The 13,765-nt window shown below is 59.0% G+C and carries 14 protein-coding genes; 11 read left to right on the top strand and 3 right to left on the bottom strand.

The window, feature by feature from the left end; all coding sequences use genetic code 11:
- Positions 1 to 35: 35 nt before the first annotated feature.
- The gene (locus KUIN1_RS04265) at positions 36 to 2,144 is read right to left on the bottom strand and encodes an NUDIX hydrolase (RefSeq protein WP_172980036.1); all 2,109 of its coding nucleotides are present in this window, start codon (positions 2,142 to 2,144) and stop codon (positions 36 to 38) included.
- Between the two features lie 709 nt (positions 2,145 to 2,853).
- On the opposite strand from KUIN1_RS04265, the gene KUIN1_RS04255 reads away from it, so the two are divergent.
- The 9 genes from KUIN1_RS04255 to KUIN1_RS04215 all read left to right on the top strand — a co-directional run bounded on the left by KUIN1_RS04255 (position 2,854) and on the right by KUIN1_RS04215 (position 11,091).
- Positions 2,854 to 3,867 (top strand): LacI family DNA-binding transcriptional regulator, encoded by a 1,014-nt coding sequence (locus tag KUIN1_RS04255; protein ID WP_152091845.1) that lies wholly within the window; start codon positions 2,854 to 2,856, stop codon positions 3,865 to 3,867.
- A gap of 258 nt (positions 3,868 to 4,125) precedes the next feature.
- Entirely contained in the window at positions 4,126 to 5,070 is a 945-nt protein-coding gene (locus KUIN1_RS04250) for a substrate-binding domain-containing protein (protein ID WP_152091844.1), read from the top strand.
- Positions 5,071 to 5,080: 10 nt separating this feature from the next.
- Positions 5,081 to 5,857 carry an ATP-binding cassette domain-containing protein gene (locus KUIN1_RS04245; RefSeq protein ID WP_024638556.1) on the top strand — a complete coding sequence of 259 codons (777 nt, stop codon included), beginning with the start codon at positions 5,081 to 5,083 and terminating at the stop codon, positions 5,855 to 5,857.
- A 14-nt stretch (positions 5,858 to 5,871) separates the two neighbouring features.
- Positions 5,872 to 6,891, top strand: a complete 1,020-nt coding sequence (locus KUIN1_RS04240) for an ABC transporter permease (protein WP_003371220.1) — start codon at positions 5,872 to 5,874, stop codon at positions 6,889 to 6,891.
- The gene (locus KUIN1_RS04235) at positions 6,888 to 8,003 is read left to right on the top strand and encodes a phosphotriesterase family protein (RefSeq protein WP_003414790.1); all 1,116 of its coding nucleotides are present in this window, start codon (positions 6,888 to 6,890) and stop codon (positions 8,001 to 8,003) included. Before KUIN1_RS04240 ends, KUIN1_RS04235 begins: the two co-directional genes overlap by 4 nt.
- Positions 8,000 to 8,755: a glutamine amidotransferase gene (locus KUIN1_RS04230; protein ID WP_058823180.1), complete on the top strand. Its 756-nt coding sequence runs from the start codon at positions 8,000 to 8,002 to the stop codon at positions 8,753 to 8,755. Before KUIN1_RS04235 ends, KUIN1_RS04230 begins: the two co-directional genes overlap by 4 nt.
- A gap of 12 nt (positions 8,756 to 8,767) precedes the next feature.
- Entirely contained in the window at positions 8,768 to 9,910 is a 1,143-nt protein-coding gene (locus KUIN1_RS04225) for a M20 family metallopeptidase (RefSeq protein WP_103754422.1), read from the top strand.
- A 195-nt stretch (positions 9,911 to 10,105) separates the two neighbouring features.
- Positions 10,106 to 10,633: a hypothetical protein gene (locus KUIN1_RS04220; protein ID WP_162885145.1), complete on the top strand. Its 528-nt coding sequence runs from the start codon at positions 10,106 to 10,108 to the stop codon at positions 10,631 to 10,633.
- Positions 10,634 to 10,647: 14 nt separating this feature from the next.
- Complete coding sequence (locus KUIN1_RS04215; RefSeq protein ID WP_116830253.1) at positions 10,648 to 11,091, top strand: DUF421 domain-containing protein; 444 nt, start codon at positions 10,648 to 10,650, stop codon at positions 11,089 to 11,091.
- A gap of 162 nt (positions 11,092 to 11,253) precedes the next feature.
- Here the strand turns inward: KUIN1_RS04215 and KUIN1_RS04205 are convergent, their stop codons facing one another.
- Both KUIN1_RS04205 and KUIN1_RS04200 read right to left on the bottom strand, forming a co-directional pair.
- Positions 11,254 to 11,409, bottom strand: a complete 156-nt coding sequence (locus KUIN1_RS04205; RefSeq protein ID WP_003317799.1) for a hypothetical protein — start codon at positions 11,407 to 11,409, stop codon at positions 11,254 to 11,256.
- A 168-nt stretch (positions 11,410 to 11,577) separates the two neighbouring features.
- Positions 11,578 to 12,498, bottom strand: a complete 921-nt coding sequence (locus tag KUIN1_RS04200; protein WP_060406405.1) for a LysR family transcriptional regulator — start codon at positions 12,496 to 12,498, stop codon at positions 11,578 to 11,580.
- Positions 12,499 to 12,630: 132 nt separating this feature from the next.
- Between KUIN1_RS04200 and KUIN1_RS04195 the strand changes: the two genes are divergently transcribed.
- Positions 12,631 to 13,125, top strand: coding sequence for a YagU family protein (locus KUIN1_RS04195; RefSeq protein ID WP_003403346.1), 495 nt, complete (start codon positions 12,631 to 12,633; stop codon positions 13,123 to 13,125).
- A 56-nt stretch (positions 13,126 to 13,181) separates the two neighbouring features.
- Positions 13,182 to 13,751: a hypothetical protein gene (locus KUIN1_RS04190; RefSeq protein ID WP_011266615.1), complete on the top strand. Its 570-nt coding sequence runs from the start codon at positions 13,182 to 13,184 to the stop codon at positions 13,749 to 13,751.
- Positions 13,752 to 13,765: the final 14 nt, after the last annotated feature.

The following is a 13,765-nucleotide window of genomic DNA, read 5'->3' as shown; positions in this document are numbered from 1 at the left end:
TCTTTATCGTCTTTACGCGTTCAAGCAGATGAAATTCATTTGAAAGGGCCCTTTAGATAAGCCCGTTCTGCGTCTCGCAAGATGGCAATATCCACGGCGTTGGGTAGCAGTCTTTTGGCCTCGGTAATGTTTGCCAGCTTGACGCTTTGAGATTCAAAACCCATATCGGACGGTATGCCATCTATGCGTTTGGCAAGGTAATAACGAGTACGGGATGTTGTTCGGTCGTAGTCACCGATAAAGCCGTGGAATTCCACCAGAAGCCCCGTCTCTTCGTAGACTTCCTTGAGTGCATTGGTCCTCAAGTTCAGACCGGCTTCCTGCTTTCCCTTGGGAAAAGCGTGCGTTGCGCCGAACGGGTGATTGGTCGGCTCGGTGATCCATACCCTGCCGTCGGGCTCAAAAATGATCGCTCCACTGGCGGGAGCAAGGTGCGGAGAACGCTTGAATTCCGGCTCTGTGAAGTTGACCGCCCGGGTTGTAAATCGGCGCCAGCCATCCATCGTGTCTGGGGGTGTAAATGATCTGAACGGCAGGTTGTTCATGCTGCCACGGACAGCGCTGTGAGGTACAAAAACGGCGGTTGCGTATCGATCACGCCACGTATCCGCCGCGCTGGGTGACGTGGGGTTTTTAACAGTCACAACATCGCCGCGCTCGTTCTTTCGGCGATGAATATAAGGAAGCGTCTGCTTCATATCGACAAGCCACTTCTTCCGACTGATCAGTCTCTTGCCGAGCTCAATGCGTTCGCTGTGATTGCCAGGGCCGTGTTCTGCGCAAAGTGCGGCAATACGCGCATCCGGTATTTTTTCTATCGCTGCAATACCCTCGCGGATGTCATTACGCTCGATTTTCCGGAAGGCACGACTGGACGAATTGTCTTCACGAGACAGCATCGTGACCAGCTCCATGGGCGTGGTACCGAACTGATTACCCTTGTGCTCCCCTTGGGCGCGGAAGACCAGCGCACCGCCAAGGTCGATGCGCACAGGTTTGTTACGGTGATTGAAGATGACATTGTCCCCCGTCAGACCGATGACATCCCAGTTCGCCAGCCAGGCATCCACAGCAAAGCCGCACTTCAACTGACTATTTTTTGCCAGCGTATCGAGGTCTTTGGGGTTCCCTACTATCAGTTTTGAAATCAGTGCGGGCTTGCCTTTGCGGGACGCCAGTTCTATGTCAGGAACATCGATTCCTGCGGCACGGTACAGTCTGGAGGCAAGCACCTCGTTTCGAAGTCTATTGGCAGACGGGTTGGTTTTCACATACCACTTAACGCCATTGGGCGCTTGAAACAATCCACCTGGATTAGAGCCCTTGGCGCCAGAGAGTTGTTTCCATTTGTCAGTCTCGACGAGGGCGAATTCACCTCCCCTCTTGGACCGCCCTAAAACCGTCATGTCGACGACAATAAACTCACCGCTCCGGCGAGCCTGCGTAATTTCGTACCGGTTGGTGATATCCAGAATGACTTCGTGTTCACTCTTGCTGGCCGCCGATAACGGCAACCGGCTCTCACTGAGTGTCACACCCTTTGCACCACTGTGGTTGAGCGCGGGAACGGCAGGCATCGCTTTCAGTACAAAAAGAACCGGTGTTTCTTTTTTCCTCTTCGCGTTCACCAGCGCAAAGCCTTGCGAAACGTTTGACACTGTCGAGGCACTGGCCACCCCGGTCGCGGTGTAAACGCCTTTAACCACGCGCAGGCCGTGAATAAGACCATGGGCTATTTCGCGACTGCGGTAACCCTTGGAGGTATTCAGTAACAGCGACGCCGCCTCATCATCCAGAGATATCCCCCGATAAAGCACTTTAGGCTGATCCGACTTGGCCAACTCAATGGAGTAGCGCGGTATGGAGGCTCTCAGGTCCGCAAATTCTTCTTCGGTTGTTTCAGAGGCCGTGTACTTCTGCAGCAGTCGCATGAACTCTTTGCCGTCTATCGAATCCAGTACGCTGTCCTGCCGACCCGCCAAACGACACTCTTCGGCAGTATTGAATTGCTCCACTGGAACTCCCTTGCCTCGCCCTCGCGAAACAAAGTTGGGCACTTTATTACTGGCAGGCCCCAGTGCCGAGGTACTTTGAGCGTTTGAAAACCCAAGGTGACTAAAATTGTGTTTTACGGGATTTATCATTAAGCACTCCTGAACGTTCGTCTTGGGGCTCGCGATGAACATTCGTCCTTGGAATTACAGGCATCAGGACCTTTATCAGACTCGAACGCGATCAGCCGATACTCGCAAGGCAAATAGCCACTTTTCGGATTGATCCAATCATGGATAACGCCTGTTGATAATGAAGAGCCCCAAGAAAGCAGCCAATTGCTATCACCGAGAGAGTATTGAAAATAAGCCGAGCTTATAATTGGCTGAATGGCATTCATCGCAAACACCCATCGCCTGCATTTACTGGAAAATGGAGTAAATGAGTGTCGCAGTGTGCTGTGCGGTTCCATTAAGCAAACAAGAGAGGCTTCTTTAATGGACAATTATCACTGTAAGTGATCGACATTCGTGGCGAATGTCTTAGAGCCAATGCAAGGAATATCTGGACTACTTGCATGATCGTGGTGTGTGATGAAGTGATCAGACATAAGTCATACGACAACATATAAATAATGCGCCATATTTAGTTACGTACCAATAGCTCAAGACGGCACACATTCGCTCAAGCAGAGCGTGTCGCAAACGTGCAGAAGGTCAACGATAGCTGGCCGGCCAATGCCCGGCCTGGATTTTTTCGACGTCACCCGCAGAGAAAATCGTCGGGCTGTTCGGGCACGCATGAGAAGATACCGGCACCTCATTTCAATACTTCGTTTTTCAGGCCACAAAGCCGACCGCCATGACCAGACCCGTAACGCTCAAGGATGTTGCCAACCATGCAGGTCTTTCCAAGGCTGCGGTGTCGCGCTATCTGAACCGAAGCATCAGCCTGCCGCCGGAAACCGCGCAACGTATCGACATGGCGATCAAGGCGCTGGACTACCGGGGCAACAGTCTGGCCCGGCGCCTGAGCAAAGGCGGCAGTGAGACCATCGGCCTGGTGCTGCCGGACATCGCCAACCCGTTTTTCGCCGAGCTGGCAGACGCGGCCGAGGAAGAGGCGTCCGCACACGGTTATAACCTGGTGCTGTGTGTCACCCGCAACCTGCTTGAGCGCGAAAGCACGTTTGTGCGTTGGCTGGATTCACGTAACGTCGATGGCTTGCTACTGGTCAGCAACCGCCCGGATGACGGCACGCTGGCCAGTCAGCTGATGAGCTACCGCAATATCATTCTGCTCGACGAAGACGTTCCCGGCACCTCGCAGCCCAAAGTCTTCGCCGACAATCATCAGGGCGGTCGCCTGGCGACGGACTACCTGATCCGCCATGGCCATCGACGCATCGCTCATGTGTCCGGGCCGTCGGCCTTGATGAGTGCCCGCGAGCGCTATGCCGGCTACCGGGAAGCGCTCGCGCTGGCGGGCATCGCAGAGGTGCCGGAATACCTGTGCTTTGGGGATTACAGCCGTGAGTTCGGGCGTATCGCGACCGCACAGCTACTCACCCTGCCCGACCCTCCGGGGGCGATTTTCGCCGCCAGTGACTTCATCGCCCTGGGCGTGCTCGATGTCCTGCGTGAGCGCACTATCAGCGTGCCCGGCGCCATGTCGCTGGTGGGTTTCGACGACGCCGTGTACGCCAGCCTGCTGACCCCGCCGCTGTGTACCATCCGCCAATCCTCCAGAGAGCTTGGCCGTCTCGGCGTGGCGCAACTGCTGCAGAGGATGACGGGCGGCGACTGTGCGCAGGACATCGTGCGCGTACCCGTAGAGCTGGTCTGTCGGGGCACGGTAGCAAAGCGCAGTGACTGATTGCGGGGCAACAAGTAACACCCGGCCTTAAATCAGTGCACTGCCGTTTGCCTCCTGAAAAGCCGATGATTGCGGAAAACTGTGGCGCATCAAGGCTGTACGGTCACTGGCAGGCATTGCGGAAAAAATGGCACACAATCTGCTTTCTCTAGTTTTCAAACCTGAAGACAAAACTCATTTGTCTTTTTTTTGAGACAAATGGTAAACCGGTTTACCGATCTGATTTGCCACACCGGCGATCAGGCTAGGAGGATGGCAATGCTGCGTTTGAGCAAGCGTTTCACCCTGACCCTCGGCGTTGTTTTGGCCTTGGCGTTGTCACCCATCATTCAGGCCCAGACCGGCAAACGTCTGGCTCTGGTACAGGTCAACCAACAGGCGCTGTATTTCACCCAGATTACCCAAGGCGCACAGGCGGCGGCGAAAGCTGCCGGAGCAGAGCTGGTGGTGTTCAACGCCAACGACAATCCGTCAGCCCAGAACGACGCCATCGAGGCCTATATTCAGGACAAAGTCGACGCCATTCTGCTCTGCGCCATCGACGTCAACGGTATCAAGCCGGCAGTCACCGCAGCCGCGCAGGCGGGAATCCCGGTGGTGGCAATCGATGCTGTGATCAATGGCGACAATGCCGTGCAGGTCGGCGTGGATAACCGCGAGGCAGCCCGACAGATGGGCCAGTACACCGGCGAATACATCAACCGCGAACTGGCGGGCAAAGCCAGCATCGGCGTGGTCGGAGCCCTCGGCTCTTATGTGCAGAATCTGCGTCTGGACGGCTTCCGCGAGGGTCTGGCGAAGACCGCCAGCCAGGCGAAGATCGTCAATACCGTCGACGGTAACAATGTGCAGGACACCGCCCAGGCTGCGGCGGAAAACCTGCTGACCGCCAACCCTGATCTGCAGATCATTTATGCCACTGGCGAACCCGCCCTGATTGGCTCGGTTGCCGCGAGCGTGTCGCAAGGTGCGGGCGAGCGGGTCAGGATTTTCGGGTGGGACCTGTCCTCTCAGGCAGTGCAGGGTCTGGATGACGGCTCTGTCGCGGTGGTGGTGCAACAGAATACCCAGGCCATGGGCAAGACGGCGGTGGAGTCGGCGCTGGCGCTGTTGTCCGGAAAGACCGTGGCTCGCGAACAGAGCATTCCCGTCACGCTGGTGACCAAAGCCAACCTGGCAGCCTATCGCGCCGAATTCAAATAAGGGGCTCAGCATGCAGACGCCTGGCGAAGTGCCTCGGGTACAGATGAGTGCCATCACCAAACACTACGGCTCGATAGCCTCGTTACGCGGTGTCGATCTGCTGTTGCAGCCCGGTGAAGTGCTGGGGCTGGTGGGCGACAACGGCGCGGGCAAATCCACGCTGACCAAGATTCTGTCAGGTGCCGTGATACCGACCAGCGGACGAATCGCCATCGATGGCGAGGAAGTCAGTTTCAACGGCCCGGCAGATGCGCAGCGCTGCCATATCCAGATGGTGTATCAGGACCTGTCGCTGTGTGACACCGTCGATGTGGCCGGAAACCTCTTCATGGGCCGCGAACCGATGCGCCGCGTGCTCGGCGTGCCGTTGCTCGATGAGACGCGCATGCACCGTGAAGCACGGCAGATTCTTGAAGCATTGGGCATAACCATTCCGGATACCCGCGCGCAGGTACGACACCTTTCCGGCGGCCAGCGCCAGGCCGTTGCGATTGCCCGCGCGGCCGCCTTCGGGCCTAAGGTTCTGATCATGGACGAGCCCACCGCGGCCCTCGCGGTAGCCGAAGTCGAAGCGGTGCTGGAGTTGATTCGTACCATCAGCCGCCAGGGCGTCAGCGTGATTCTGATCACCCACCGGTTGCAGGACCTGTTTCTGGTCTGCGACCGCCTCATGGTGATGTATGACGGCGCCAATCTGGCCGAGCGACGGATCGCCGACACCGACCTCAACGAGGTCGTCGAACTCATCGTCGGGCACAAATTCACTGCCCGCTCCGCTAGCGCCTGAAAGGATATGACGCCATGAAAACGCTCGATCTCACGCGCCAACGCATTCTGCCGCAGTCGCTGTTCAAGCGCCTGCTGCATGATTTTCCCGGCGTGGTCAGCATCGGCCTGTTTTTCGCCCTGTGCTTTGTGCTGTTCGCACTGGTGACCGATAACTTTTTAAGCGGTGCCAACCTGCTCAACGTTATCCGGCAAAACGCGCCGTTATTGATTGTCGCGGTGGCGATGACGCTGGTGGTCACCACCGGCGGCATCGACCTGTCGGTCGGCTCGACCCTGGCGCTGGTCGGTGCGCTGGCGGCCATGGCGCTCAATGCCTGGCACCTGCCCTGGCCGCTGGTTCTGCTCGGCGGGCTTGCGGTCGGCGCGATGATCGGGGCGCTGAACGGCTACTTCATCGCCTACGCGGGCATCCCGGCCTTTATCGTCACCCTCGCCACCCTGACCATTATTCGTGGCCTGGCGATGCTGCTGACGCAAGGCTATTCGATCCCCGTCCCACGCGAAGAAGCGGCGTTTCTGGCCCTCGGTCGCGGCTGGTTTCTCGGCGTGCCGCTGACCGCCTGGCTGGCCTTGCTGGTCACGCTGGGCGGGGTGCTGGTGCTCGGCAAAATGCGTTTTGGCCGCTACCTCACGGGCATCGGTGCCAACGCTGAAAGCGTGCGCCGCGCCGGGGTGAATCATCGCGGTGTGCTGCTGCGGGTCTACATGCTCAGTGGCATGGCGGCCGCGCTGGCCGGCATGATCGTCACCGCCAGGCTGGGCAGTGGTTCCTCGAATCAGGGCGAAGGTTTCGAACTGGAAGTGATTGCTGCCGTGGTCCTCGGCAGTACCAGCCTGTTCGGTGGCTTCGGCACGATTGTCGGCACACTGTTAGGGGTACTGACCATGGCCGCGATCAAGAACGGGCTGATTCTGGCCCACGTCTCACCGTTTTACACGCAAATCGCCACGGGCCTGATCGTACTGCTGGCGATCTGGCTGAACACACGCATTCTACGTACCGGCCGTCCACTCGGGAGGGCTGGAGCATGAGCCTGTTTCGTCATCCTTCACCCCTGCCCCTCGGGGTCGACAGCGGCCATGCCATGACGGTGCTGGGGCCGGTGCCGGTCGAGCGCCTTGGCGTCACCCTGATGCACGAACACATTCTGCTCGACGCTTCGGGCAAGTGGGTGGCACCCAGTTGCTGCGGCGAGCGACACCTGGCCGAGCGCCCGGTGAGCATTGAGCTGCTTGGCGAACTGCACATGAACCCGTTGGTCAGCCGCGACAACTGTCAGTTGTTCGATGTCGATCTGGCCTGTGAGGAGCTGCTGAAGTACCGGGCGCTGGGCGGGGAAACGGTGGTTGATCCGACCAATCTGGGCATCGGCCGCGACCCGCAGGCCTTGCAGCGAATTTCCCGTCTGACCGGCCTGAATATCATCATGGGTGCCGGTTTCTATCTGGAACCCTCGCACCCGCATTACGTGCATGAACGCTCGGTGGAACAGCTGGCGGAGCAGATCATTCATGACGTGGGTGGTGGTGAAGAGAAGCCCGAGGTGATTGCCGGCCTGATCGGCGAGATTGGTGTTTCCGCCGCGTTCACGGCTGACGAAGAGAAATCACTGCGCGCCGCAGCCCGTGCAAGTGCCGCGACCGGCGTGCCGCTTTCAGTGCACTTGCCAGGCTGGGAGCGCCTCGGCCACCGGGTACTGGACATCGTTGAGGCAGAAGGCGCCGACCTGCGCCACACGGTGCTGTGCCACATGAACCCGAGCCATAGCGACCCCGCCTATCAGCATGCGCTGGCGGCACGCGGCGCGTTTCTGGAATACGACATGATCGGCATGGGTTACTACTTCGCCGACGAGCACGCGCAGTCGCCCAGCGATGAGGAAAACGCACGGGCCATCGTCGCCCTGATCGAGCACGGCTTCGGCTCGCAGGTGCTGTTGTCTCAGGACGTCTTTCTGAAAACCATGCTGACTCGCTATGGCGGTCATGGTTATGGCTACCTGCTGAAACACTTTGTCCCGCGCCTGCGCCGTCATGGCGTTACCGGCGAACAACTCGAAAACCTTTTGATCGACAACCCGCGCCGGGTCTTCCAGCGCGGCTTCCAGGCTCCTTTTTCATCGCAGAGGAATGCAACGTCATGAAACAGTCCGTATTGCTGGCTGGCGAATCATGGGTCAGCACGTCAACCCACATCAAAGGCTTCGATCAGTTCGACAGCGTCACTGCGCACAATGGCGCGCGGCGCTTGCTCGCGGCGATGGCAGACAGCGACTATCAGATCACGCAGATGTGCGCCGATCAGGCCCAGACCGACTTTCCGGCCACGGTTGAAGCACTCAGTCAGTATCAGGCGGTGATCCTCTCCGACATCGGTGCCAATACCCTGCTGCTGCACCCCGACACCTGGCTGCGTGGCAAGCGCACGCCCAACCGCCTCAAAGCCCTTCGCGAATACGTCTTGCAGGGCGGTGCATTGATGATGGTCGGCGGCTACTTCAGCTTTCAAGGCATCAACGGCGGCGCGCGCTACCGCGGAACGCCTGTCGAGGAAGTCTTGCCCGTACGCTGCCTGCCTTACGACGACCGTGTCGAAGTGCCGGAAGGCTTTCTGCCGCAGATCCACAGCGATCACCCGATACTGCGAGGCCTGGGCGGCGAATGGCCTTACCTGCTTGGCTACAACGAAGTTGAATTGCATCCCGAAGCTCAATTGCTGGCCACCGTCGAAGGCTCTCGGCACCCGTTGCTTGCCGCGCGCGAGGTCGGTGCCGGACGCACTCTGGCGTGGACCAGCGACCTTTCCGAACACTGGCTGCCGGAAGCTTTTCTCGACTGGGAAGGCTATCGCCGCTTCTGGATCAACAGCCTCGACTGGCTGACCCGCCGTACCTGACCGGAGGCTCCGATGCTCGATGACCCTATAGCCCTGACCCGAGCCCTGCTGGCGTTCCAGACCCTCAACCCGCCGGGCGATGAAGAAGCGTGTGCGGCTTTTCTTGCCGAGCAGCTGACCCGCCACGGATTTGTCTGCGAGCTGCAGCGTTTCGGTGAGCGCCGTTTCAATCTGGTCGCCTGGCTTGAGGGCGACGGCCCCGGCAAACCGCTGGGGTTCACCGGCCACCTGGATACCGTGCCGCTCGGCAGTGCCACCTGGAGTCACTCGCCGTTTGCCGGTGAGATCGTCGATGGCCGGCTGTACGGGCGAGGGTCCAGCGACATGAAAGCGGGCATTGCCGCCTTCATCGTGGCCTGCCAGCGCAGCCGTGATTCCATTCGGCGCGGGCCCGGCGTTCGGCTGATACTCACCGGCGGAGAGGAAACCGGCTGTGACGGCGCCAAGGCCCTGTGCAGTGACGCGCCCCATTTGCTGGGCGAACTGGGCGCACTGCTGATCGGAGAGCCGACGGCCAACTACCCTATACTCGGACACAAAGGCGCGCTATGGCTGCGCTGCGCCAGCCATGGCCTGACGGCCCACGGCGCCATGCCGGAAGAAGGCGTGAACGCTATCTATCTGGCCGCCGAACACATTGGCCGCGCGCAGACCTTTGAAGTAGGCCCTGCGCATCCGCTCATGCGCAAGCCGACGCTGAACGTCGGCACTATCAGCGGCGGCCTGAACATCAACTCGGTACCGGACTACGCAGCGTTCACCCTGGACCTGCGCACTGCACCGAATCTGGACCACGACGAGATTCGCGGACGACTGGCGGCCCATCTGGGCAGCGGCGCGGAACTGAGCACCCTGATTGATCTGCCTGGTATTTGTGCCAGCCCCGACGAGCCGTGGGTGCAACAGGTTTTTGCACGCTGTCAGGCCTTGCATGACGCCCCCCTGGAGGAAAAGGCGGTGCCCTACTTTACCGATGCTGCCGTGCTGCTCCCCGCCATCGGCTATCCGCCCACCCTTATTCTCGGCCCGGGAGAGCCCGGCATGGCGCACAAGGTCGATGAGTATTGTGAAGTCGACAAACTTCAGCAATGCGTCGAACTGTATGCCGGATTGATCGAAGACTGGACAGTCATGCACGCGCCGATGAACGACTGACGCAAGATACTCTCACCAGCCCTTCATAGCCCTCCTCGTCGGCACTCGTTTGGCTCACATTCAAACCGGCTGCGCAAGGCAGCCACTCACCTGGAACGTGCATAGCCATGACAAGGATGTAAACCGTTCTGGACAGCGGACGGGTTGAACGCGTAATAAGGTGCCTAGAAAATTTCCCTAATGGACAGCACGTTAATGGCACTACGCGGTGATGAAGCGGACGACCATGAGTTCCGCAGCCGGTCATATCCCGTCCAGGAAGATATGGCGCAGCAGCGTCGAGTCTGGCGCTTTGAGCGCATCGGCTGGGCAGGCCTGATTGTACTGATAGTGCTGACCCTTGCCGGTTTGTTTTCCAAAGGGCCATTGAGCCAGGTCGAGCCTCGAACGGCAGATGGCAAACTGCAGGTGAGCTACGAGCGTTTCAGCCGCAACGGCAGTCAGGACGATATGATTGTCACGTCCAGAGGCGCCCCCTCCGAACTGCGTTATCTGGTCGTCGGCAGTGGACTGCTCGAAGGCGTATCGATCGAGAACCTCAACCCCCAGCCCGCTCCCCTTCACAGCGAAGGCCGTGATCTGGTCATTCCGATGCAGGCTGACAAGGACGGTTTAGCCACTTTGTACCTGACTGTTCGCAGTAACGGGGTGGGACTGTACCGAGGGCAAATGCATATGCTGGGTGGCGAAACGCTGCCGATGCCCAGGTTTATCTACCCGTAGAGAGAAAGCGATTTATGGATGCCGTGCTCAGAGCAGCAGCGATTTATTTTGTCTTGATGGTCTTGTTTCGTGTTGCCGGACGCCGCTCCCTTACCGACCTCACTACCTTCGATTTCGTCTTGTTGCTGATCATCGGCGAGGCCACTCAGCAAGCGCTGCTGGGCGATGATTTTTCGGTGACCAACGCGATACTGATCATCTCCACCCTTATCGCCATAGACGTCGGCTTTTCCCTGGCCAAACGCCGATCGAGGCGGCTGGCCAAATTTCTGGATGGCGGCCCCACGGTCATCGTGGAAGACGGCAAGCCACTGACCAAACGAATGAGAGAAGCGCGCATCAGCGAATCCGATGTGATGGAGGCCGCACGAACCACGCAAGGGATCGTGGAGATGAAGGACATCAGGTACGCGATCATTGAAAGGAACGGAGAGATATCGGTCATACCGTTCAAGTGAGGAATCAGCGCTAAAACTTACCTGCGCAGAGTTTCATGGCGACATCCTGAACATCTTTACCGATCACATCGGGCTGGGTGCCTGAAGTGATGGCATCGAATGCGCGACCTGGCGGTGCTGACATCAGTCAGCACCGCCAAAAGTCACGATCAGGTCACTGGCTTACGCCTGCTCTTCCTGCTCGTCATCATCGTGCTTGAGTGCCGGCTTCATACCTGGCTGAGGCGCATGCTCGGCATTCGGCGCGATTTCTTCGCCGTGGTTCTTTTTCTCTTGCTGGACTTTTTTGTCGTGGGCAACGTTACGTGGATCGGTCATGGGAATTCCTTGATTGGCAGAGGATTCGAACACCCATCGACGTGCTGCATTGTTTGAGCGCCGGGGCAAGATTTGGAGTCAGGCCGTTGCAAGGCGTTCAGTGCATTTGAACCGGCACCTGCCGGGAGGGGCGAGTTGCGGGTTCCGGCCCGAGTTGAGGCGACGGCGTCATGACTCAGCGGACGACAGCCTGAACGCCGGCGACTGAACCAGCTCCATGACCACTTCGCGCAAAGACTGCGCACACGGAGACAGCTCGCGATACGCCAGCGCCAGCACATAGGCAACAGGTGTGCCTGGCCCAGTTATCTCCCGACACGCCAGCCGCCCAGGCTGACGTCGGGCATAGCGCTGCGGCATGAGCGCCACGCCCATTCCTCCGGCGACCAGCGCGGCCGTGGTCTGCATCTGGCGAGGCTGTTGCACGACCCGAGGGGTAAAGCCTGCACTGGCGCAGGCCAGCAGAATGTGCGAGTGCATGCCCGGGCCATGATGCGGGGCGAACAGAATCCACGGTTGGTCTGCCAGCTCCGCAAGACCGATGGACGTCTGCTCGGCCAAGGGATGGTCCTGCGGCAGCACCGCGACCATGCGGTCCTCGAACAGCGGCTCGATATGAATAGTGCCCGGGTCGATGACCGGCAATACCAGAATGCCGACGTCCAGCCGCTCATTGCGCAGGCCTTCAAGCTGCTCGGGAGGGGTGGCCTCCTGCAGTTGAATGTCGACGTTCGGGTTGGCTGCCTGATAGCGACGCAGCAGCGCCGGCAGCAAACCATCGACCACGCTGTCGACAAAGCCCAGGCGAATCGTGCCGAGCATGCCTGCCGCAGAGCGACGTGCCATTTCACAGGCCCGTTCGGCCTGCAGCAGTGTCTGCCGAGCCTCGGCCAGAAACACCACGCCCGCGCCGGTCAGTTGCGTGGAGCGCGTACTGCGCTGCAACAACTGCACACCCAAGCATTCTTCCAGACGACGAATCGCAACGCTCAGGGGCGGCTGTGACATGTTCAAGCGCTGCGCGGCCTTGCGAAAATTCAAGGTTTCAGCGACCACCACGTACTGACGCATCAATTTCAAATCAATCATCTGATATTTTTTTAGTATCAATGAGCTATCAAATTAGTATGTTACAAATAAATGAGCGTTGCACATACTTCATGGTTCAACGGCTAGGGGCGAGATCGCTCACAGCCTGGTCTATGAAGAAGGGGCGCTGATTTGAACACGCGAGCGTATGGTGTCGCCGCACTGGCCGGCTTTGTCGGGGGCAATGTTTCCAGTTTCATCAAATGGGGTACAGAGATCCCCTTCCCGCCTCGCACGCCGGACCGCCCGGTCCCGCCTGTGGAGATGCTTGATTCGCTGGGCATCAACGCTCAGCAACTGACTTATGTGTATTCAGAGCATGTGGTGAATTACGGCAGTGCCCTGGTCCACCATGGCTTTTCCATCTTCTTCGCCATGTTCTATTGCCTGCTTGTACTCCGGTATCCGCGCGCCGCCCTGTGGCAGGGTCTGGGTTTCGGCCTGTTGGTGACCCTGGGTTTTCACGGCGTCATCCTGCCGGCGTTCCATTGGGCACCGCCGCTGTGGGAGTTGCCTGCCTCGGAGTTGTTATCGGAAACGTTCGGGCACTTGCTGTGGATGTGGGTGATCGAAGTCATACGGCGGGATTTGCAGCAGCGCTGGCTGCCTCACAGCCAATCGGTCTGAGTAGCGCGCTGCCTTGCGACCGGCACCTGGAATTTCCCTGTAAACGGAGTGACCCGATGAAATCTCTATACACCCTGGCTCTGGCCTGCGCCGCCTGCGCGGGCATGGCGAGTGCCAATGCCGACGTGCAATCGGTGCCGAACGAGTCTACGCAAATGACTCACAGCAACGGTCAACTGCAACCGCCTGTTTCATATGCCACGCTGTGGGCTGACGAAAAAGGTGCCACGCATGTGGGCCACTGCCGCCTGGAAGGCCTGGAGTTCAAAAGCTATGCCCCGCCAGCCGCGCCGCAATGGGTCGGCGTCTCCCCTGACGATATTGAAAGCATCGCCTACGCGGTGCTGCCAGTGGGATACGTCGGCAACTGGCACCACGCGCCGGGGCCACAATGGGTGATCACCCTGCAGGGGCAATGGTCGGTGGAAACCACCGATGGCAGTGTGCTGGTGCAAGGACCGGGAGAGATGCAGTTCAATGCCGATACCCGGTCCCGGCCGCGTCCGGATGACGAGCGTGTAGGCCACCTGACACGCACCGTGGGTGATCAACCCAATGTTCAACTGATCATCAAACTTAAACCGGGTGCGGCTGACAAACGTACCAATGGCAGCTGTGCCTACTGATCGCCTACGGACCT

The sequence above is a fragment of the Pseudomonas sp. KUIN-1 genome, assembly GCF_009176725.1.
In the GTDB taxonomy this organism is placed as follows: Bacteria; Pseudomonadota; Gammaproteobacteria; order Pseudomonadales; family Pseudomonadaceae; genus Aquipseudomonas; species Aquipseudomonas fragariae.
This window is presented reverse-complemented; position numbering and strand designations above follow the sequence as displayed.

What these genes read in the sequence shown, in the direction of transcription:
- KUIN1_RS04245 (WP_024638556.1), top strand. Translation starts at nt 5,081, where the DNA reads ATGCAGACGCCTGGCGAAGTGCCTCGGGTACAGATGAGTGCCATCACC.
- KUIN1_RS04205 (WP_003317799.1), bottom strand. Translation starts at nt 11,409, where the DNA reads ATGACCGATCCACGTAACGTTGCCCACGACAAAAAAGTCCAGCAAGAG.
- KUIN1_RS04200 (WP_060406405.1), bottom strand. Translation starts at nt 12,498, where the DNA reads ATGATTGATTTGAAATTGATGCGTCAGTACGTGGTGGTCGCTGAAACC.
- KUIN1_RS04220 (WP_162885145.1), top strand. Translation starts at nt 10,106, where the DNA reads ATGGCACTACGCGGTGATGAAGCGGACGACCATGAGTTCCGCAGCCGG.
- KUIN1_RS04190 (WP_011266615.1), top strand. Translation starts at nt 13,182, where the DNA reads ATGAAATCTCTATACACCCTGGCTCTGGCCTGCGCCGCCTGCGCGGGC.
- KUIN1_RS04250 (WP_152091844.1), top strand. Translation starts at nt 4,126, where the DNA reads ATGCTGCGTTTGAGCAAGCGTTTCACCCTGACCCTCGGCGTTGTTTTG.
- KUIN1_RS04230 (WP_058823180.1), top strand. Translation starts at nt 8,000, where the DNA reads ATGAAACAGTCCGTATTGCTGGCTGGCGAATCATGGGTCAGCACGTCA.
- KUIN1_RS04235 (WP_003414790.1), top strand. Translation starts at nt 6,888, where the DNA reads ATGAGCCTGTTTCGTCATCCTTCACCCCTGCCCCTCGGGGTCGACAGC.
- KUIN1_RS04255 (WP_152091845.1), top strand. Translation starts at nt 2,854, where the DNA reads ATGACCAGACCCGTAACGCTCAAGGATGTTGCCAACCATGCAGGTCTT.
- KUIN1_RS04215 (WP_116830253.1), top strand. Translation starts at nt 10,648, where the DNA reads ATGGATGCCGTGCTCAGAGCAGCAGCGATTTATTTTGTCTTGATGGTC.
- KUIN1_RS04240 (WP_003371220.1), top strand. Translation starts at nt 5,872, where the DNA reads ATGAAAACGCTCGATCTCACGCGCCAACGCATTCTGCCGCAGTCGCTG.
- KUIN1_RS04265 (WP_172980036.1), bottom strand. Translation starts at nt 2,144, where the DNA reads ATGATAAATCCCGTAAAACACAATTTTAGTCACCTTGGGTTTTCAAAC.
- KUIN1_RS04225 (WP_103754422.1), top strand. Translation starts at nt 8,768, where the DNA reads ATGCTCGATGACCCTATAGCCCTGACCCGAGCCCTGCTGGCGTTCCAG.